This window comes from Paenibacillus farraposensis (assembly GCF_020736845.1).
GTDB classification, from domain to species: Bacteria; Bacillota; Bacilli; order Paenibacillales; family Paenibacillaceae; genus Paenibacillus; species Paenibacillus farraposensis.
Genome location: NZ_JAFFQR010000105.1, coordinates 251,309 through 270,796 on the forward strand (window position 1 = coordinate 251,309; position 19,488 = coordinate 270,796).

Sequence of the window (19,488 nt, forward strand, 5' to 3'; positions counted from 1 at the left end):
GGTTTCCAACATTTTCATGCAGATGAGGTTACAAATTTGTGATATTATGCAGTAAGCCAAAACTTGCCGGGACAGCATGAGGCGATGACAGACGCCAAAGGCTTGGATTATAACCATGGGAAGTGCGGGGGATGTAACAACGGCAGTCTTTCCGATTTGTCATAAGGACGAATGACGGAAGATGCCTAGGGGTGAATTGCACAAGCATAGGGCTTCTCCTGAGCCCGAATCCGACAGCTAACCTCGCAGGCATAACAAAGGAGGTACATATCTTTTGAAACATTTTAAGCGTTTTGGACAAACTATGAAATTTGCGGTGCTTGCCGCAGCAATTACAGGACTGGCACAGACAGGCGGAGTAGCAGATGCCGCTTCACTGCATACTGCCCAGGAAGGGGATACCTTCTCCTTGCTTGCTCAACGTTATGGAGTATCAGTAGATGAATTGACAAAGGCGAACCCGGATATTGCTCCCAAGAACATATATGCAGGTCTACAAATCAAGGTGCCTGGCGATAAAAGTGTGAAGGCTGCTTCCGATTCAGAGCCACAGCTTCTGACTGAGAAAGCATCGGCGAATGAGGAGCAAACAATTGAAGCATGGGGCAAAACATTCAACTACAGCAAAATAGTTAACGTTAAAGCTTCAGCGTATTCTGCCGCAATGGATGAAAATGGAAAGTGGGGCGCGGTGGACTACTACGGCAATCCGCTTAAGCTAGGTACGATTGCGGTAGACCCGAACATTATTCCAATGGGAACGAAGGTGCTGGTGACAGGATATTCGCACCCTGGCCTGCCGGTTCATTCTTTTGTAGCCGTCGCCCGCGATCAAGGCAGTGCTATTATAGGCAAGCGGATTGATATTTTCATTCCTGGCAGCAAATCATTTGTGAATGAATTTGGCTTTCAAAATGTGAAATTGTACGTGCTTGATTAATAGCCATATACAGGTATAAGTATAAAATAACATAATATATATTATGTAAACTTGATGACTATATTGTGCAACTTAATAAAACCGGACCTATTTTAATTTGGTTCGACGCTAAAAAAGCTGTCTTTGACGAGCAGAATGTATCTGCTGGAAAGACAGCTTTTTTCGATTGACGTTTGGCGCCGGGTCTTCAATATCACCTTATCTTCGTTCCGATGTATGCAGTAGCCGGGGGACTGTCACGAATTGGTAGCCCCTGGCTTTCAAGGATCGAATTAAACCCGGAAGGGCCTGAACTGTGCCGCGCAGGTTGGAACTTTGACCTCCGCCTGCATGCATCAAAATAATGGACCCAGGCCCGGTAGCAGGGATCACATTGCGCTGGATTTGCGTTTTACTTAGTCCCTTCCAGTCGAGGGAGTCGACGTTCCAATTGACAATCATATAGCCGTGTCGACGTGCCCACTGAATCTGAGGCTCCGTGATTTCGCCATAAGGTGGGCGAATCAGTTTGGGACGGAAGCCGGCGCTCGTCTGTAAAATGCGTTCGGTTTTTGTAATCTGTCTGCGAAAGCGTTCTGGCGTAGCCTTCCTGAAATCCGGATGGGTATAGGAATGGTTCCCGATCGCGTGCCCCTCACGGACAATCCGGCGAATGATTCCCGGGTGCTTTTCCGCGCGACGACCGACGATAAAAAAGGTGGCTTTGATCCCATTCGCACGTAGTATATCCAAAACCTGAGGCGTGTACCTGGAATCAGGTACATCATCAAAGGTTAAGGCAATTTGGCGGGTATGCGGGCCGCACATTTTGAAAATGTCCGCATGCTTTTTTCGCAGCATTGATAATGTAGGAGCGGTCCTGTCTTTTTCTTGATGTACAGAAGATGCCACAGCCGCCTCCTTGTGATAGGGCATTCCCATGTCGGGAGGCACACCTGTATGAACAGGAAAACCCGAAAATGCTAACAACAGTGCCATACTTGGTAGCACTCCTCTGTACGGCATATGTATTCCCCCTTTCCGTCCAGTAGTACGTGATACCTAGTGGTGCTTTCAGCTATTATGCACCTGTCCCATTAAAATTATGCCGTGACCAGATTGGGCCCTTACACGATAAAGACAGCACGCGGTGAAACGGAGGGAAGTGAACATAATAAAGCTAAACGTACATTTCTCTATTGTCTGACCGAAAATAAGGGCATTTTCGAGGTTTTCGCCCAATAACGGAATTCGGTATACTGTGGCTGCTGGTGTATAATAGGGATGCAGTTCATGAATTGTACAGACATGGAATTGAAGGAAGGATGGATAAAAGTGACCGACTTGTTTACTCCTTATCAATTAAAGGGCCTGGCTTTAAGAAATCGGATTGTCATGCCCCCAATGTGCCAATACAGCGTGGAGGCCAAGGATGGAAAGCCAACAGATTGGCATGATGTCCATTATGTCAGCCGGGCAATAGGCGGTACTGGGCTCATTATTGTGGAAATGACAGCGGTTCACCCGGAAGGACGCATTACGGATCGTGATTTGGGTATTTGGAGTGATGACCATATTCCCGCATATCGTAAAATCGTGGAGGCAGTCCACAAATACGGTGCCAAAATTGGAATACAATTAGGTCATGCCGGTCGCAAGGCTGAAGATGCTGAGCAGCCTGTGGCACCATCCCCGATTCCCTTTAGCGAACGCTTTAAAAAGCCGCATGCCTTGACAACAGCTGAAGCCAGAGAATTGGTTCAGGCTTACCAAGAAGGAGCGCGGCGCGCCGTGGAAGCCGGTTTTGACACAGTAGAGATTCATGGCGCTCATGGTTATCTGATCCATCAATTTCATTCGCCTTTAACTAATTTCAGAGAAGATGAGTATGGACAGGATTTGTCTTTGTTCGGCGTTGAGGTCATCCGTGCCGTTAAAGAAGTGCTTCCTGCTGATATGCCCGTGATTATGCGATTATCGGCCAAAGAGTACGTTGAAGATGGCTATGATGTGGATTACATATCACGTATAGGGGAACGCTATCGTGATGCGGGTGTGGATCTTTTCCATATTTCTTCCGGTGGTGAAGGACCGATAGGCTCTAACGGAGGTCCGTCTGCGCGTGCCGGCTACCAGGTGGATTTGGCTCATCATATCCGGGAAAAGCTGAATGTGCCCGTAATTGCGGTTGGCTTGCTGGATGACTTCGAGGACGCCAATCGAGTTATTCGCCAGAAAGAAGCCGATTTGGTAGCGATAGGCCGTGCTATGCTGCGTGACCCCTATTGGGCGCTGCATGCATCGCGGGAATTGAAAGTACAGGCGGATATTCCAGTGCCATACTTACGCGGCTTTTAGAATTTTTGAAACCCTCATTGCAAAACTTGCGTAAACATGTGTACAGAGCTTAAAATTTAAGCATTCAACTCTAGGAGGAACTTCACATGTCTATTTTCAAACGATTAAGAGATCTTACGATGTCCAACATTAACGCGATTATCGACAAGGCCGAGGATCCGGTTAAAATGACGGATCAATACATTCGTGATATGCAAGAGGATCTGGAGGATGCCGAGAAAGCGGTAGCGGCCCAAATTGCCATTGAAAAGAGATTCAAGCAGCAATATGAAGAACAGGCTGCATTGGTGCAAAAACGCGAAGAGCAGGCTCACACGGCAGCAAAAGCCCAAAATGTTGATCTGGCACGTCGCGCATTGGAAGAAAAGAAAGCTGCCGAGCAAAAAATGAACGAGTTCAAGGCTGGTTACGATCAGAATAAAGCGGCTGCCGACAACCTGCGCGGCAAGCTGGAAGAAATGCGTAAACAGCTGACAGAAATGAAGAACAAGCGCGAGACACTGGTTGCACGCTATAATGCAGCCAAAGCGCAAACTGAAATTAACAAAGCAATGAGTGGTTTTAGCTCGGATACGGCAACTGCCGGACTGAAGCGTATGGAGGAAAAAATGCTGCAAGCAGAAGCGCGGGCTGAAGCGAGCAACGAGATGAACTCCAAGGAAAAATCGCTGGATGAGGAGTTCAAGGAGTTGGATAAGAAAAGCGCCGTGGACGATGAGCTGGCTGCTTTGTTGAAGCAATACGAAAATAAATAAGACATGTAATCATTGCCATTAGCGTAATGGTTAAGGAAGCGAAGGAGAAACGGGTTCTCCTTCGCTTTTCCCTGCCCTGAAGGTGTAAATCAAGGTCAAGCAGATATGGAGGATGGTATAGAATGCATTTTTTAGAAACGATGAAGGCAATGCTTGTTTGGACTGGCGCGGGTGCCGTGTTGTTGTTCGTGTTGATGTATATTGATTCTTTATTTACGAAGTATAAGGATTTTGCTGAAGTGAAGGCCGGAAATATGGCCGTGACGTTACGGATAATTATGAAGCTGATTGCACAGGGCTATATTTTGTCAGGTTCCATTGCTACAGCTAACAATTTGGTGGAGGCGCTTGTGTATTCTGTAATTGCCTTTGTCATCCTGTTTATTTTGGAAATGATCGTGCGGTTGCTACTACGGTACTGGGCCCAGTTTGATCTGGATAAAGGCACACAGGAAGGTAAAATTGGTTTCGGTCTGTTCGCAGGGACGCTGCATCTGGTAGGCGCTTTTATTATTACAGCCTGCTTCTAGGCTAAGAAAGGCAGGAAAATGATCATGAGTGTGTGGAAACGAGTTTCAAATCTATTTGCCAAGCCAGAGCCGCCTAAGGTGGAGAAAAGTATGCTGCACTTAAATCCGGGTGATATTTGCGAAGTGTCGCTTGTCACCTATGAAGTGGTAGGCCGAGTACATAACCGTGCCCGGAATGCCGTTGTTTTAACGCTTCAGGATGGCAATCAGGTCAGCTACCTTCACATCGAGGAACGGGAAACACTCCAATTCGGATTGTACCAGGCTATTGATGGAAGGTTAGACAACCCGGAGGAAGTACCGACGATTCTAGAACTGGATGATACAACGTATCATTTGGAGGAGCAATATTTTGGACACGTTACTGTTATGGGACGTGCTCCTTTCCGTCAGGGTGGAGAACAGCATGTTTGGCAATACCAGTCGGATGATTATCATCTGTTGCGGGTGGAGTGGCAGGACGGCCGTTTTATGCTATATGAAGGTGAAGAAGTGATTACCGGAGACGTTAAGGTTATTCGGGCAAGCTAGGAGAGGGTTACACATGAGCAAACGCACCTGGCAGTATGCATTAAAGATCATTGTGGCGCTGAGCTTGTTCGTATCCGTGTTAAGCGGCTGCGGCGCGCCAAATGTGAAAGATACGTACCCGTTGGAATCGGTGAGTGGTAGCGGAAACTCGACCTCGTACGTGTACCGGGCCGCTGGAAAAACGGTTCCAGAAGTAGCGCAGGAATTAAAGGAACAGCGTACACCGGAACAGATGTCGCCACAGAGCAATGAGCGCATGTTCCTAGTATACAGCGATGAATGGTACCATCTGCAGCAAGACCCGGCCAAAAAAGAAGATACACTAATTGAAGTCGACAGCAAAAAGTATGTCGAGCAAAATTATAGCTCCAGCTTTCTCAAAGGTTATTTAACGGCAACTGTACTGGACGCGCTATTTAACTCGCTGCGCGGCTCAGGCTCTTATCGGGGCTATACGAGCAGAGATGTATACCGGCCTTCTCAAGGGCAATTCCACGCCCCTACGGTACAGGAAAAGAAAGCTATTCCCCCAATTACCGTGGAGCGTAAAGGCGTGGTTACTCGCAGAGGAAAGGGGACGGGTTCCAGTGTCGGATCAGGCGGAGGTTTGTTCGACAGAGGGAGCAGTTCACCAAGCAGAGGTTCCATTTCGCGTGATCAGGGCAGTGGCGGCTCCATATTTGGCTCGCCCCGCAATTCTTACAGCGGGCCCAAGACACGTAGTGGCCGAGGCACAATCAGCCGGCGAAGCCGACGATGACGCACAAATCAAAGTTCGCCTAAACCGCTCGGGAATCCAATCCCGGGCGTTTTTTTGTCCATGTTTTCGAGGATGATTTGCCAGAAAACGGTTTTAGGGTTATAACAGAAAGAGGAACTTAGAAGAACGGAGTGAGGATATGAACCAGACAGCATTTAACTCAGGAAAATTTCAGCGTAAAGCGGTTCAGGTGAAGGAAGCACAGAACAGAATAGCCAGCTATGTCCAACAGGGAATCCAAGAGGAGGTAAGCCTGGAGCAGGCGCATGGACGCTATTTGGCAATGGACTTGACAGCACCGCATCCGTATCCGCGTTTTCGCCGCTCTGGTATGGATGGTTATGCGATTCTTGGTTCGGACACCGAAGTCTGCTCATCCGGGCAGGAGATCTGGTTGCGCGTAGTGGACGAAATTCCATGTGGCTCCGTATCGGACAAGCGGATAGAGACGGGATTGGCGGCCCGTATTATGACGGGAGCGCAATTGCCCGAAGGAGCCGACACCGTTGTTATGCTAGAGGCAACACAGCTGCGTGAGGAAGATGGTCAGACATACGTCGGCTTGAAGAAGCGTATGGAGATTGGCAAAAATGTGACACTGATCGGCCATGAGATTCAGCAAGGTCAGCTCCTGCTCAGCAAAGGAACCTGCCTGGGAGCGGGACAAATTTCGATTTTGGCGACCTTTGGTGTACATCGGGTACCTGTCTACAAGAAGCCCCGGGTGGCCATTTTCTCCACAGGCTCGGAATTGCTTACAGTGGATGAACCGTTACAACCGGGGAAAATTCGAAACAGCAATACATATATGCTGGCTTCCCAAATCAGGGAAGCAGGTGGAGAACCCTTCATCCTGCAAGCCATTCACGATGATCTGGACCTTGCCCGAACTTCTGTACGTGAAGCAATAGTATCCTATGATATCGTCGTTACGAGTGGCGGCGTATCAGTAGGAGATTATGATATTATGGGTGACCTTGTACGTCAGGAGGGCGTAAATATGCTGTTCAACAAGGTCACGATGCGTCCAGGAAGCGTGACAACAGCCGCTGTCATAGACGGCAAGCTGTTATTTGCACTTTCGGGCAATCCCGGCGCATGCTTTGTAGGCTGTGAGCTGTTTGTGCGGCCTACGATTCAAATGATGCTATCTTCGCAGCAACCGTATTTACAAACCTGGACAGTACGGCTGGGAGCAGATTATACAAAGGTAAACAGCTTTACACGTTTTGTGCGCAGCTCTTTGGAAATACGCGACGGACAAGTATATGCAATTCCTGCGCGAGTGGATGAATCCAGTGCGATGGTGACGATTAAGGACAGTGACTGTCTGATCGTGGTTCCTCCAACAACAGAAGGGTTATGCGCGGGCGAAGAAGTGCGTGTATTGGTGCTCCAAGGCGGACAGGTGAAGTGAATACCCGGCAGCCGTTTGTATGCCAAGTCGTCGGTTACAAAAATACGGGGAAAACGACCTTTCTCGGAGGTTTGATTCGTTATTTACGCGAGTCTGGGCTGCGCGTGGCGGTCGTTAAGCATGATGGACATGAGTTTGAGATGGATCATGAGGGGACAGATACATACAAGCATCGGCAAGCGGGCGCTGAAGGCGTAGCGATCGTTTCTGCGGGAAGAACAGCCATTTTAGAAGAGCAGAGCCGACCTGTCGCCCAACTGATCGGGTACTTCCAGGCATATGACTGTATATTGCTCGAAGGCTTTAAGCAGGAGCATTACCCTAAACTGGTAATGATACGTGAACAAACAGATGCCCATCTTGCCGCTACGCTGTCTAATGTTCAGGGAGTCGCGGTGTGGAATCATCAAATGGAATGGGCTCAAGCTCACTATGTTGACAAAATGATGCAGATTTTCTCTGCCGATTCCAGCGACCAGGCAGGTCGCTGGCTGATCGGGTTGCTTCAGCAGCAAAGGGGTTATATGCCGAATAACCAGGATTGAGGCATTAGCCCGAAGATTCCGCTTGAGGCTCCAGGCGTCGCTCAATCGCTTGAGACATGGTTTTATCAGTCAAATGGGCATAGACTTCGGTTGTCTCAGTCGAAGCGTGCCCAAGCTGCTCTTTTGTTTTGTAGATATCATTTTGCAGATAATAGTCAGTAGCAAAGGAATGGCGAAGCTTGTGAACGGTCAGGTAGGGCTTGCCGAATCGTTTGGCGTATTTGATAATCATCGCCTGAATAGCTCTTTTGGTCATCCGTTTGCCCTCCGTACTGCCATTGGGACGTGTGACAAAGAGAGCTTTTTCTTTTTTTGGAGTACGGTAACGGGTATGCCTCAGGGACAAATACTGGGCGAGATCATCTCTGGATTGCTCGCGGAAATACACAGGTGTTTTAAAGGTTTCATCGTTATTGCCCTTGCGGTACACGTATAACGATTTATTGTTTAAATCCAGATCATCTATATTCAAATTGACGATTTCGGATACGCGCAGACCAGAGTTCAGAATGAGACTGGCGATGCAAGCGTCCCGTTCCTTGTTCAGCTCATAGGAGTATAGCGCCTGCTTGTTGTCGGCCAAATCTTGTCCGTAGCCTTCATAAATATAGCCAACAAATTCAAGCAGCTCTTCCTCTTCCAATATTTTGCCCTTCAGCTTGGCGGCCGTATCTTTGGGTTTATGTACGCGTTTGATTTCAACTTTGGCCATAACGTTGCGTTTGAGCAGCGGATAAAAGTGTTCATCCTCAGCAATCTGGCTTAGGTAATGAAAGAGGGAACGGAGAGACGATAGCTTGCGTGAAATTGTAATGCGGGAGTTGGAGCCTTCCCGTTTAGTAGACAGGAACAAACGATAGCCTGTAATGCTATCCATATGAAGTGTCTCTAATTCCTCCAGCGTAACCTGGGCGTTCGTTTCACCGCCAGACAAGCTTTCTGAGCGAAGCCAGGAAAAAAAAGCCTCATAATCCCGTACATACTCCAGCAATGTGGAAGGGGAAAGGTCAGGCAGCTTGTATTCAATAAATTGCTGCACATACCATGGTAGATCCGGCATCTTTTCATCCAGTCTGCGCCGGTCGATTGATTTTTGTATATTCATTGGGTTCCACCTCGTCCGGTCATAGTATATATGTATTTTAACATATTTTGAACAGCAAAAGATGGTATGCAATCGAAGTAAAGAACGCACTAAATCGCCAAGAAGGGGTGAGAGCATGGGGTTTCATATCAAATCGGAATATAAGCTATCCATTAAAAGTGTACCAGAGTCGCAAAAGGACATTATTATGCAGCTAATGCAATTTTATTTATATGATTTTACAGCCTATCTGCGCATTGATGTTACTGCGAATGGTACCTTCCCGGATTACCCGGATTTGTATCAATACTGGACAAGCGGTGAACAGAAACTCCCTTTTTTAATATGGAGACAGGATATTCCCGTAGGCTTCGCGCTGGTTGATCGAATGTCCAGCAACCGGGAAGCCGACTACTATATGGCCGAGTTTTTTGTGCTTCGTCCTTATCGGCATAATGGGGTTGGAACCTGGGCAGCTCATGAGCTGTTTAGACGTTTTGCCGGGCGGTGGAAAGTGACACAAATGAGTACGAATAGGCCGGCTCAAGCCTTCTGGCGCAAGGTGATTGATAACTATACGAATGGGGAATACAGGGAACAGATACATCCGGTACGAGGAAATACAAGTCAATTTTTCAATACATGAAAAATTCACAATAGATAAAAAACTTTCTCGCCTACTATCCCTCCTTATAAAATACTAACCACTTCTTACAAGATAAAGAAAAATGAACCGAACATACGTTCTGTTTTTTTGAAAAAAAATACTTCTGCCATCAGACAAAAGTATGTTCAATCCTATTTTTGAGTTGGCCCATTTTGTCAAACCATATACCTGGAAGCTGAAATGAGCAGCGTCATGGTAATGACATTCACAATCGTAGAAAGCAGGACTGTTTGCGCGGCAAAGTCCGGTTCATTTTTATATTCTTCCGCTAAAATACTTGTATTAACACCAGTAGGCATACCAGATGCAATGAGCAGCGCCTGAGCCGGAAGTCCTTTCAGACCAAGCAGTGACACAAGCAGAAAACCGACGATCGGACCTGCGATCAGGCGCAGCACCATGCTGATATACACGGCTGTGCGGCGCAATCGGAAGGGGTACTGCACAATTTGTGCCCCCAAAGTAAGCAGGGCAACAGCAACCATCGACTGGCTGATATAATTCAAAGGCTCTGTTAGCAAATGCGGCAATGGACTATGTAAAATATTCAGCAGTAAGCCAAGCGAAAGCGCATACGGAACAGGCATTTTCAAGAAATTCATTAAAATCTTTCGGGTATTGGCCTTGCCATTTTGTACAACAAAAGTGCCGTATGTAAACGTAACAAAGCTTTGAAAGGTCATAATCAGAGCTTGAACAGAAATGGCCAGCGGATCACCTTTGAATACCAATTGATTGATAGGCAGGCCATAATTCCCTGAATTATCCAGCATGACGCTGTTTGTAAAGGCTCCACGCATGCCGGGACTGTATTTCAGAAAGCGGGCGACACTTGTGCTGATTATGTACAGAATGGCTATGTATAGGGCATAAAAAAGCGAAACTTCACCCATAAGTATTAAGGATATTTCCGAGTTATACAGACCTGTAAACACAACCGCAGGAGTGATATAGTAAAAATTGATTTTGGCTAAAGTGTACAAATCGAGCCGGAAATAATACTGCATGATACATCCCAAGCCTATGAGTACAAAAATAGGTAAAACGACTTCCAAAAGAATGGTGCCGAACATATCTGTTTCATCTTCTTTCTATTGTGCGGATATAAAGGCTGATTCCTAAAAATGCACGTGTAGCTTTTATTATACTGTGGAATAGAGGTCAACGTATAATAAAATTTATCATTAAGATTTGATATTTATTTTCAAGTGGGCTAATATTTCATGCCCACCAGCTAAAAAGGGGTTAATACTTAGCTTACATAAACCGTTAATATTTGTAGGACATATGAGCCTGTCTTTAACTACGAAGGAGGAATCACATCATGAGAAACACATGGACAGCTTTACTAGCGGGTGTACTGGTCTTGGGATTGACAGCAGGAACTGTTGCAGCCAAGCAGGGACGCGGAAATGATCAAGAGAGCAAACAGGAAGCAAGGGCATCTTTAAAAGCCGAGAATGAAAAGAACAGGGAAGAGGCAAGCAAGCTGCATGATAAAGGCGATGATTCGTCCGAAAACCAAAAGGATCGCGCATCCGACAAAAAGGATGAAATCCGCAAAAAAGACAAACCCGCTGTCATTGGTGAAACTGCATCTGCTGCAGTAACAGTAACGGATGATACATATGGGGAGTCCAAAGACCCTAATGGTCACGAGGGACACCGCGGATACAAGGGTCTGCTTAAAGCAGTGGAACATACGAAGGATAAGCCGGCAGGAGCTGTTATTGCGAATCACCTGCTTACGAAATACCCGGATCGGCTGACCCCGGAGCAGATTGCTGAACTTGAATCGATCCGGGATTCCAGAAAAGCACTGGTTCAGGCAGCTGAGCTACTGGAACAAAACGGAAATGTAACCGATGCCGTTTACATGCAGCAGGAGGTGGTATTGGCTGATGTATCTGATCTGGACAGCTACAAAAAACTGGGTGAGTTCTCCAAAAAGGCCGGACGGCAGCCAGGGATGAAGCTGTTCGTGAACGGTGAGGAATACGATGCCAAGCCGATGAACCTTAAAGGTACCACTTTTGTACCATTTAGAACAGCTTCCGAAGCTCTGGATGCGAAGGTTTTCTGGAACCCGAAAGAAAAAGCTGTTACTGTCACACGTAACGGTGTATCCGTTAAATTATTTGTTAACAATCCCACAGCATACATTAACGGCCAGCCGTATTCGATTGAGCAGCCAGCATCTATAGTCGATGGGACGACGATGGTACCCGTAAGGGTAATCGTTGAGGCCTTAGGAGCAAATGTTAAATGGGAACCTGAGAGCCAATCCGTTGTTGTTTACGAGCAGCCTACAACGTAACGTGCTGTAGGCCAACAGAATTTTGTAAATCAGAAAGGATTTTGACTAAATAGTCAAGATCCTTTTTTGCTGAGTTATTCGCATTAGGCACCGGCCATGTGTACAATAAAAGAAGAATACAGAGAAAAGGGACTGGCATAGATGGATTTAGGATTGACCGTTTCGCGAAGCGCTGCCGTATATGAAAAAACAACAAAGCGGCAGAATTTTAAATATTGCCTCTTCTTCAGTCAAGCAGCCGATTCCTGGCCTGATTATCTCGAATACACTGCGAACCGGGGTGGCTGGACTGGCAAAGACTTTGTCTATGGTATTAGCCCCTTACAACATTCTGGTATATACTGTGGCACCAGGGAGGATTGCAACGGATCGTGTTCGCAGCCTGACGAGCATCGGCAGAGAAAACCCGGCAAACGGCGGACCAGGTTCGCAGGCAAGCAGAAGAGGGCATTCCATTAGGACGATACGGAGAGCCCGAGGAGTTTGGCAAAGTCGTTGCTTTTCTGGCATCTGATGCTTCATCCTATCTTGCAGGTAGTACCATTCTTGTCGATGGTGGAATGATCAAATCGTTATAAAACATAAAAAAGCGTGCCAGTATCGACTTAATCGACCACTGGCACGTTTGTTTGGAGAGCCATTCTGGGTAAAATGGCGCTCAGATGAGTTAATCAATTTTCAATTTATTAATTTATTACTTTTCCCGTCGCGGAATTTTACAACCGTCGTCGGTACACGCACCAGTTGCATCATTATCGGCAGGACTTGCGCTTACCATTGTAAACGGGGAGCGTTCGTTCCATGCTTTTTGTAGAGCATCATGAAACACAGCATCCGGCTGAGCGCCTGATACCGCAAATTTTCGGTCAAATACAAAGAACGGTACGCCCCGAACACCCAGCTCCGCGCCTTCGGCTTCATCGGCTCTAACTTCGTCCATAAAACGGTCACTCGCCAATATAGCAGCAGCTTCTTCCTGATCCAAGCCAACCTCAGCCGCCAATGCCGCCAGCACTTCATGATCGCCCGTATGCTTGCCTTCTATGAAAACAGCTTGAAATATCCGCTCGCTTAGTTCCAGCATTTTTCCTTGAGATTGGGCCCAAAGCGTCAGTCGGTGAGCATCAAGCGAATTGGTCGGCACCATGGCATGAATGTTATACTCCAAGCCTGCAGAGCGTGCATTTTCATTCATACGGTCATTCATCGCCTGTGCCTCTTGCAGACTGACGCCATATTTCGCTGACAGCTCTTCATTAATGGTTTTACCACTATCCTTTACAGCATCCGGGTTCAGCTCAAAGCTTTTAAACGTTAGTTTTACTTCATCACGATGCGGGAATTGCTGCAATACTTGTTCCAAACGGCGTTTGCCAATATAACAGAACGGGCACATATAGTCAGACCAAACTTCGATATTCATAAGGAAAAGCCTCCATGTGTACATTTTTTATGCGTAACCGGAAAGGGCCTGCTCACGTTCAGAACGCGCATCAAAAGTTGGAACTTCACTGGTTACAATATGGATTATAAGGCCAAAGCAGTTAAGGTGCAAATTTTTAATGCTTGTCAAAAAAGAAATGCTGTGATATTTTATATCTGTAATCGGTTACACATTGGAGTTGAAATAACATTATGACGACAATTAAACAAGTGGCAAGCTATGCAGGTGTTTCTGTAGCGACGGTATCCAGAGTTATTAATGAAACCGGATATGTGCATGAGGACACACGCCGGAAGGTTGAAGAGGCTGTTAAGCAGCTGAATTATAAACCTAATGAAGTTGCTCGCTCTTTGTATAAAAAGAAATCCAGATTAATCGGTCTGCTTCTGCCGGATATTACGAATCCGTACTTTCCCTTGCTAGCCCGCGGGGTAGAGGATCGAATGCAGGAAAATGACTTTCGGATTATTTTTGGCAACAGTGATGAAGATCGCCAAAAAGAGCTGGATTACATGGACACGTTTATACAAAATAATGTCGTTGGTGTTATCTCATCTACGAATAATCCTGACACCGACTGCTACGCTAATCTGAAAATTCCTGTCGTTTTCCTTGACCGGACTTCCAGTGACAGCCTTTCCGTATATGCAGATGGGACCCATGGCGGGCGATTGGCTGCTCAGGAAATGATTGCCCGTGGCAGCAGACAAATTACAGTCTTGCAGGGACCCGCACATATTCGTCCGGCACAGGACCGTTTTCGCGGGGCGGTTGAAGAGCTGCAGCGATTGAACATTACCTATCATGTCGTCGCGACCACTTCCTTTTCTTTCAAGGAGGCGGAGTCGTGGGCCAAAGAGCTGTTCAGCAAGCATCCCGATACGGATGGAGTTATCGCCAGTAACGATATTGTAGCAACCGCGGTAATGCATGAGGCACATCGATTAGGAAAGAAAATCCCGGAAGATGTTCAGATTATCGGGTTTGACGATATACCATTAAGCAGCTTGTTATTCCCGCCGTTGTCAACGATTCGCCAGCCTGCTTATGAAATGGGCTGGGAAGCGGCAGGTCTGCTAATTCAACTGATCGAGCAGTCGCAAGCAGCAAAGTCTAGCATGCGCCAGCTTCATTCAAGCATACAGTTGCCCGTCAAATTTATTGAACGGGAGACGACGAGAAAGGTGGATTTTCATGGCTAAAATTTCGATTATCGGAAGCAGTTCAATGGATCTTGTAGTTACTTCATCCAAGCGCCCTGGTGCAGGGGAAACCGTACTGGGTGAAAGCTTTAAAACGGTGCCAGGGGGCAAAGGCGCCAACCAGGCAGTCGCCGCGGCCCGTCTCGGAGCGGATGTAACGATGATTGGGCGTGTAGGAGATGATCATTTTGGACAACAGATTTTACGGAATTTCGAAGAAAATCATGTCCATATCAGCCATGTGAAACCGGTTACACATATGGAGAGCGGTACAGCGCATATTGTGCTGGCTGAGGGCGATAACAGTATCGTCGTGGTTAAGGCAGCTAATAATGAAGTGACACCCGCTTATGTGGAAGAGGCGCTCGATGTCATCCGCAGCTCGGATATGGTGCTGGTTCAACAGGAAATACCGGCGGAAACAGTCATTTATGTAAGCGAAATGTGTGCAAAGTACCACATACCGTTCTTGCTTAATCCTGCTCCGGCACGTGAAGTGGAAGCGAGCGTGATTGAGAATGCGACATACATCACGCCGAATGAGCATGAAGCCGCCATCATGTTTAAGGACATGAGCCTTCAAGAGGCCTTGCGCAAATATCCGAACAAGCTGTTTGTTACTGAGGGCAGCAATGGTGTACGGTTCTTCGACGGAGAACAGGAAGTTGTGGTTCCTACTTATAAAGTAGAGGCCGTTGATACCACAGGGGCAGGGGATACATTTAACGCTGCATTTGCGGTGGCATTGGCTGAAGGTAAGTCCCTGGCAGACAGTGTGAAATTCGCTAACCGGGCTGCCTCATTGTCTGTTACCAAATTTGGAGCCCAGGGTGGCATGCCGACCCGTCGTGAAGTGGAGGAGCAATTATAATATGAAAAAACACGGAATCCTGAACAGTTATATATCTAAAATACTGTCGGATCTTGGCCACACGGATTATATTGTAGTGGCCGATGTCGGTCTGCCTGTTCCTGAAGGCGTTCCTAAAATTGATTTGGCACTTAAGCTGGGCGTTCCCTCTTTTCAGGACGTCGTGGATGTAATTGCTGCAGATATGGTGATCGAAAAGGTAACGTTGGCTGAAGAAATCAAACAAGAAAATGAACAGGCATGGCAGTATATGACCCGCACGTTTTCAGGAGAGCAATCAGCCGTTATTGAGTTTTGCTCGCATGAGCAATTCAAGAAGCTGACCCGGCATGCCAAGGCTGTTATCCGAACAGGAGAAGCAAAGCCGTTTGCCAATTGCATTTTGCAGGCTGGAGTCTGCTTTTGACTTCATTTTACTTTGGAATTCTACTTTCGATCAGTCCATTTTGGACAAGTTATTTTTGAATAAAAAGGAGGGAGCAGCATGCAGATACAAATGAAGGGAATTTACAAAGCCTTTGGAACCAACCAGGTGCTGAGTGGAGTGGATTTTGATCTCCGTGAAGGAGAAGTACATGCCCTCATGGGTGAAAATGGTGCAGGCAAATCAACATTGATGAATATTTTAATCGGGCTGCATCGGAGAGATGAGGGAACGATCATCATCGACGGACAGGAAACGTATTTTAACAGCCCCAAAGAGGCGGAGCAAAAGGGAATTGCTTTTATACATCAGGAGCTGAATGTGTGGCCGGAGATGACAGTGCTGGAAAATCTGTTTATCGGTAAGGAAATGACATCCAAATGGGGATTCCTGGACAGTTCCAAAATGAAAGCGTTAGCAAATGAACAATTCGATAAGCTTGCAGTTAAACTTCCTTTGAATGGTGAGGCAGGTGATTGCTCCGTAGGCCAGCAGCAGATGATTGAAATCGCCAAAGCATTGATGACAGATGCAAAAGTAATTGTCATGGATGAGCCGACAGCCGCTTTAACCGAACGGGAAATTCAAAAGCTGTTCGAGGTGATTGCTTCCTTGAAAAAGGACGGAGTTTCGATTGTGTATATCTCGCACCGGATGGAGGAAATATTTGCGATTTGTGACCGGATTACCGTGATGCGTGACGGTAAAACAGTGGATACGCAAGCGATCCCGGATACCAATTTTGATGAGGTTGTACGTAAAATGGTCGGAAGAGAGCTGACTGAACGCTATCCGGAAAGAACGTCTGCTTTGGGAGAAGTGGTATTGGAGGTCAAAAACGCCTCTCATAAAGGTCTGTTTGAAAATGTGAATTTTACGGTACGATCCGGGGAAATTGTGGGATTCTCAGGCTTGATGGGCTCGGGACGAACCGAGATTATGCGGGCGCTTTTTGGACTGGATGCTTTAGACAGCGGTGAAATACTTCTTCGTGGAAAAAAGGTGTCTATTCGCAAACCGGATGATGCAGTAAAGCTGGGAATTGGGTTTATTACTGAAGACCGTAAAGATGAGGGCCTGGTGCTGGATTTTTCGATCCGGGAAAACATGGTGCTACCGAATTTGTTCAGCTTTACATCAAAAGGATTGATCTCAGGCAAAAAAGAGCTGGATTTTGTCAATGCATTAATCAAGCGCTTACAAATTAAAACCCAATCGGGGGAAACGCCTGTTCGCAGCCTGTCAGGTGGAAATCAGCAAAAGGTAGTCATTGCCAAATGGGTGGGCATTGGACCGAATGTTCTCATCCTGGACGAACCAACGAGAGGCGTCGATGTGGGGGCTAAACGCGAAATTTACCAGTTGATGAACGAGCTGACCGAACGCGGAGTCGCAATTATCATGGTATCCTCGGAACTTCCCGAGGTACTCGGCATGAGCGACCGTATCTTCGTGGTGCATGAGGGAAAGATCAGCGGAGAGCTGAGCAGAGAAGAAGCCACACAAGAAAACATAATGACGCTAGCTACAGGAGGACAGTAATATGACAACTATGAATGAAGCAAAAGGTGGCAAAGGCTTTTCAATGTCACAAATCACACAGAAGCTTGGTCCGTTGCTGGGACTCATTATTTTGGTGATCATCGTCTCCGTCTTGAATCCCAGCTTTTTAGAACCGCTTAATATTCTGAATTTGCTGCGCCAGGTATCCATTAATGCACTGATTGCGTTTGGTATGACCTTTGTTATTCTTACAGGTGGCATTGATTTGTCGGTCGGATCGATATTAGCTTTATCCAGTGCGTTTGTTGCAAACATGATGCTGGCCGGGTTTGATCCAATACTGGCGATTATTATTGGCTGTGCGCTCGGTGGTGTGATGGGGATGGTCAACGGCTTGATGATCACCAAAGGCAAAATGGCTCCGTTCATTGCCACACTTGCTACTATGACCATTTTTAGAGGATTGACACTCGTTTACACCAACGGCAACCCTATTACAGGACTCGGAGATAATCTGGTATTTCAATTGTTTGGCCGTGGCTATCAGTTCGGTATTCCGGTTCCGGCGATTACGATGCTCATTACCTTTGCTGTCCTGTGGATCATTTTGCATAAAACGCCGTTCGGACGCAAAACGTATGCCATCGGGGGGAATGAGAAAGCTTCTATCGTATCCGGTATTAAAGTGCCGCGCGTAAAAATTTGGATTTATTCTCTCGCTGGATTGCTGTCCGCATTGGCGGGTGCGATCTTGACTTCACGTTTGGACTCTGCGCAACCGACAGCAGGCACCTCTTATGAACTGGATGCCATTGCAGCCGTCGTATTGGGTGGAACAAGCCTGTCAGGAGGACGCGGGCGGATCGTAGGTACATTGATTGGCGTACTTATTATCGGTACGTTAAACAATGGCCTAAATTTGCTGGGTGTTAACTCTTTTTCTCAAATGGTGGTAAAAGGGATCGTAATCGCCATTGCAGTATTGATTGACCGTAAGAAATCCGCATAAACCACCTAATCTGCACAGAAGGAGACCATATATATGAAAAAGCTTACATTAATCATGACGACTTTGTTGCTCCTGCTCATGACAGGCTGCTCCCTGGAACCGCCGGAATGGGCGAAGCCTAAAGAGGCTGCGAACTTGAAGGACATTAAAATCGGCTTGTCGATTTCTACGATGAATAATCCATTTTTCGTATCTCTCAAGGATGGAGTCGTTGCAGAGGCCAAAAAACAAGGAATTCAAGTCATTGTCGCCGATGCACAAAATGATTCGGCAAAACAAAGCAACGATGTAGAAGATTTGATGCAGCAGGGTGTGAATGCCCTCCTGATCAACCCGACGGATTCGTCTGCGATTTCCACGACGATAGAATCCGCAAATACTTCGAACATCCCGGTCATTACGCTGGATCGTTCGGCTGACAAAGGGGATGTAAAAACGCTGGTCGCTTCTGACAACGTGGAGGGCGGACGGATGGCAGCCAGATACTTGGTGGAACACGCCGGCAAAGGAGCCAAGGTGATCGAGCTGGAAGGTGTGCCGGGTGCATCTGCTACCCGCGAACGGGGAAAAGGCTTTCATGAAGTGGCCGATAAGGAACTGAAAGTGATTGCCAAGCAAGCGGCCGACTTTGACCGAACCAAAGGTTTGAATGTAATGGAAAATCTGCTGCAAGGCAATCCGGATGTTCAGGCAGTATTTGCCCACAATGATGAAATGGCACTGGGGGCTATCCAGGCAATCGAAAGTTCAGGCAAGAATATTCCAGTTATCGGCTTTGACGGCAACGAGGATGCGCTTCAATCGATTAAGGAGGGCAAACTGACAGCCACGGTGGCTCAACAGCCCGAGCTGATAGGACAATTGGCTGTTCAGGCAGCCAAAGATGTGCTCCAGGGGAAAACGGTGAAAAAATCAATTCCCGCCAAGCTGAAGTTAGTGGACCAAACGAAAGAGCAATCGAAATAAAAGGGCGCAGGGTTGCCCGCTATAGTTAAAAGCAGGACTGATGCAGGAAGGTGCATCAGTCCTTTTTCATTTTTATATTGAAATTAACATTGAAGCCGTTGCTTCATTAATTTGCAATAGTAAAGATTGTGTGATAATAATTCTCATTATTATAATTTTTATGATCATACTTTCTCGTCAATACTG

General features: G+C 46.8%; 20 protein-coding genes, 1 pseudogene and 1 riboswitch. Of the genes and pseudogenes, 17 read left to right on the forward strand and 4 right to left on the reverse strand.

The features are described 5' to 3' along the window. The first annotated feature begins 89 nt into the window (after window positions 1–89). Window positions 90–267, forward strand: a riboswitch (cyclic di-AMP (ydaO/yuaA leader). A 7-nt stretch (window positions 268–274) separates the two neighbouring features. After that, on the forward strand, window positions 275–940 hold the full coding sequence (locus JO375_RS17675; RefSeq protein ID WP_229525693.1) for a 3D domain-containing protein: 666 nt from the start codon (window positions 275–277) through the stop codon (window positions 938–940). A 198-nt stretch (window positions 941–1,138) separates the two neighbouring features. On the opposite strand, the gene JO375_RS17680 is transcribed toward JO375_RS17675, so the two are convergent. Next, complete coding sequence (locus tag JO375_RS17680; RefSeq protein WP_229525694.1) at window positions 1,139–1,945, reverse strand: polysaccharide deacetylase family protein; 807 nt, start codon at window positions 1,943–1,945, stop codon at window positions 1,139–1,141. A gap of 309 nt (window positions 1,946–2,254) precedes the next feature. On the opposite strand from JO375_RS17680, the gene JO375_RS17685 reads away from it, so the two are divergent. From JO375_RS17685 to mobB, 7 genes are all read left to right on the forward strand, one after another. Beyond that, entirely contained in the window at window positions 2,255–3,277 is a 1,023-nt protein-coding gene (locus JO375_RS17685; RefSeq protein ID WP_229525829.1) for an NADH:flavin oxidoreductase/NADH oxidase, read from the forward strand. A gap of 86 nt (window positions 3,278–3,363) precedes the next feature. Continuing rightward, the gene (locus JO375_RS17690; RefSeq protein WP_229525695.1) at window positions 3,364–4,032 is read left to right on the forward strand and encodes a PspA/IM30 family protein; all 669 of its coding nucleotides are present in this window, start codon (window positions 3,364–3,366) and stop codon (window positions 4,030–4,032) included. A gap of 122 nt (window positions 4,033–4,154) precedes the next feature. Beyond that, window positions 4,155–4,562, forward strand: a complete 408-nt coding sequence (locus JO375_RS17695) for a DUF350 domain-containing protein (protein WP_229525696.1) — start codon at window positions 4,155–4,157, stop codon at window positions 4,560–4,562. 24 nt (window positions 4,563–4,586) lie between these two features. Continuing rightward, window positions 4,587–5,093: a DUF4178 domain-containing protein gene (locus tag JO375_RS17700; protein WP_229525697.1), complete on the forward strand. Its 507-nt coding sequence runs from the start codon at window positions 4,587–4,589 to the stop codon at window positions 5,091–5,093. A gap of 13 nt (window positions 5,094–5,106) precedes the next feature. Continuing rightward, complete coding sequence (locus JO375_RS17705) at window positions 5,107–5,853, forward strand: DUF4247 domain-containing protein (protein ID WP_229525698.1); 747 nt, start codon at window positions 5,107–5,109, stop codon at window positions 5,851–5,853. Window positions 5,854–5,992: 139 nt separating this feature from the next. Next, entirely contained in the window at window positions 5,993–7,270 is a 1,278-nt protein-coding gene (locus JO375_RS17710; protein WP_229525699.1) for a molybdopterin molybdotransferase MoeA, read from the forward strand. Next, the gene (mobB, locus tag JO375_RS17715; protein ID WP_229525700.1) at window positions 7,267–7,815 is read left to right on the forward strand and encodes a molybdopterin-guanine dinucleotide biosynthesis protein B; all 549 of its coding nucleotides are present in this window, start codon (window positions 7,267–7,269) and stop codon (window positions 7,813–7,815) included. Before JO375_RS17710 ends, mobB begins: the two co-directional genes overlap by 4 nt. Before the next feature lie 4 nt (window positions 7,816–7,819). Here mobB and xerS read toward each other — a convergent pair whose 3' ends face one another. Next, window positions 7,820–8,920: a tyrosine recombinase XerS gene (gene xerS / locus JO375_RS17720; RefSeq protein WP_229525701.1), complete on the reverse strand. Its 1,101-nt coding sequence runs from the start codon at window positions 8,918–8,920 to the stop codon at window positions 7,820–7,822. 115 nt (window positions 8,921–9,035) lie between these two features. Here xerS and JO375_RS17725 point away from each other — a divergent pair, with 115 nt between their 5' ends. Next, window positions 9,036–9,545 (forward strand): GNAT family N-acetyltransferase, encoded by a 510-nt coding sequence (locus tag JO375_RS17725; RefSeq protein ID WP_229525702.1) that lies wholly within the window; start codon window positions 9,036–9,038, stop codon window positions 9,543–9,545. 176 nt (window positions 9,546–9,721) lie between these two features. On the opposite strand, the gene JO375_RS17730 is transcribed toward JO375_RS17725, so the two are convergent. Then, the gene (locus JO375_RS17730; protein WP_229525703.1) at window positions 9,722–10,639 is read right to left on the reverse strand and encodes an AEC family transporter; all 918 of its coding nucleotides are present in this window, start codon (window positions 10,637–10,639) and stop codon (window positions 9,722–9,724) included. A 251-nt stretch (window positions 10,640–10,890) separates the two neighbouring features. Here JO375_RS17730 and JO375_RS17735 point away from each other — a divergent pair, with 251 nt between their 5' ends. Beyond that, complete coding sequence (locus JO375_RS17735) at window positions 10,891–11,883, forward strand: copper amine oxidase N-terminal domain-containing protein (protein WP_229525704.1); 993 nt, start codon at window positions 10,891–10,893, stop codon at window positions 11,881–11,883. 163 nt (window positions 11,884–12,046) lie between these two features. Further along, window positions 12,047–12,461, forward strand: a pseudogene (locus JO375_RS17740) (SDR family oxidoreductase); the annotation flags it as partial. 116 nt (window positions 12,462–12,577) lie between these two features. Here JO375_RS17740 and JO375_RS17745 read toward each other — a convergent pair. Continuing rightward, window positions 12,578–13,306 carry a DsbA family oxidoreductase gene (locus JO375_RS17745; protein WP_229525705.1) on the reverse strand — a complete coding sequence of 243 codons (729 nt, stop codon included), beginning with the start codon at window positions 13,304–13,306 and terminating at the stop codon, window positions 12,578–12,580. 212 nt (window positions 13,307–13,518) lie between these two features. On the opposite strand from JO375_RS17745, the gene JO375_RS17750 reads away from it, so the two are divergent. From JO375_RS17750 to rbsB, 6 genes are all read left to right on the forward strand, one after another. Continuing rightward, entirely contained in the window at window positions 13,519–14,529 is a 1,011-nt protein-coding gene (locus tag JO375_RS17750) for a LacI family DNA-binding transcriptional regulator (RefSeq protein WP_229525706.1), read from the forward strand. Then, window positions 14,522–15,400: a ribokinase gene (gene rbsK, locus JO375_RS17755; protein ID WP_229525707.1), complete on the forward strand. Its 879-nt coding sequence runs from the start codon at window positions 14,522–14,524 to the stop codon at window positions 15,398–15,400. The genes JO375_RS17750 and rbsK overlap by 8 nt, the downstream gene beginning before the upstream one ends. A 1-nt stretch (window position 15,401) precedes the next feature. Further along, window positions 15,402–15,806: a D-ribose pyranase gene (gene rbsD, locus JO375_RS17760; RefSeq protein WP_229525708.1), complete on the forward strand. Its 405-nt coding sequence runs from the start codon at window positions 15,402–15,404 to the stop codon at window positions 15,804–15,806. Between the two features lie 78 nt (window positions 15,807–15,884). Continuing rightward, window positions 15,885–17,366, forward strand: coding sequence for a sugar ABC transporter ATP-binding protein (locus tag JO375_RS17765; protein ID WP_229525709.1), 1,482 nt, complete (start codon window positions 15,885–15,887; stop codon window positions 17,364–17,366). Window position 17,367: 1 nt separating this feature from the next. Continuing rightward, window positions 17,368–18,336 carry an ABC transporter permease subunit gene (gene rbsC, locus JO375_RS17770; protein WP_229525710.1) on the forward strand — a complete coding sequence of 323 codons (969 nt, stop codon included), beginning with the start codon at window positions 17,368–17,370 and terminating at the stop codon, window positions 18,334–18,336. Between the two features lie 33 nt (window positions 18,337–18,369). Then, window positions 18,370–19,302 (forward strand): ribose ABC transporter substrate-binding protein RbsB, encoded by a 933-nt coding sequence (gene rbsB / locus JO375_RS17775; protein WP_229525711.1) that lies wholly within the window; start codon window positions 18,370–18,372, stop codon window positions 19,300–19,302. Window positions 19,303–19,488: the final 186 nt, after the last annotated feature.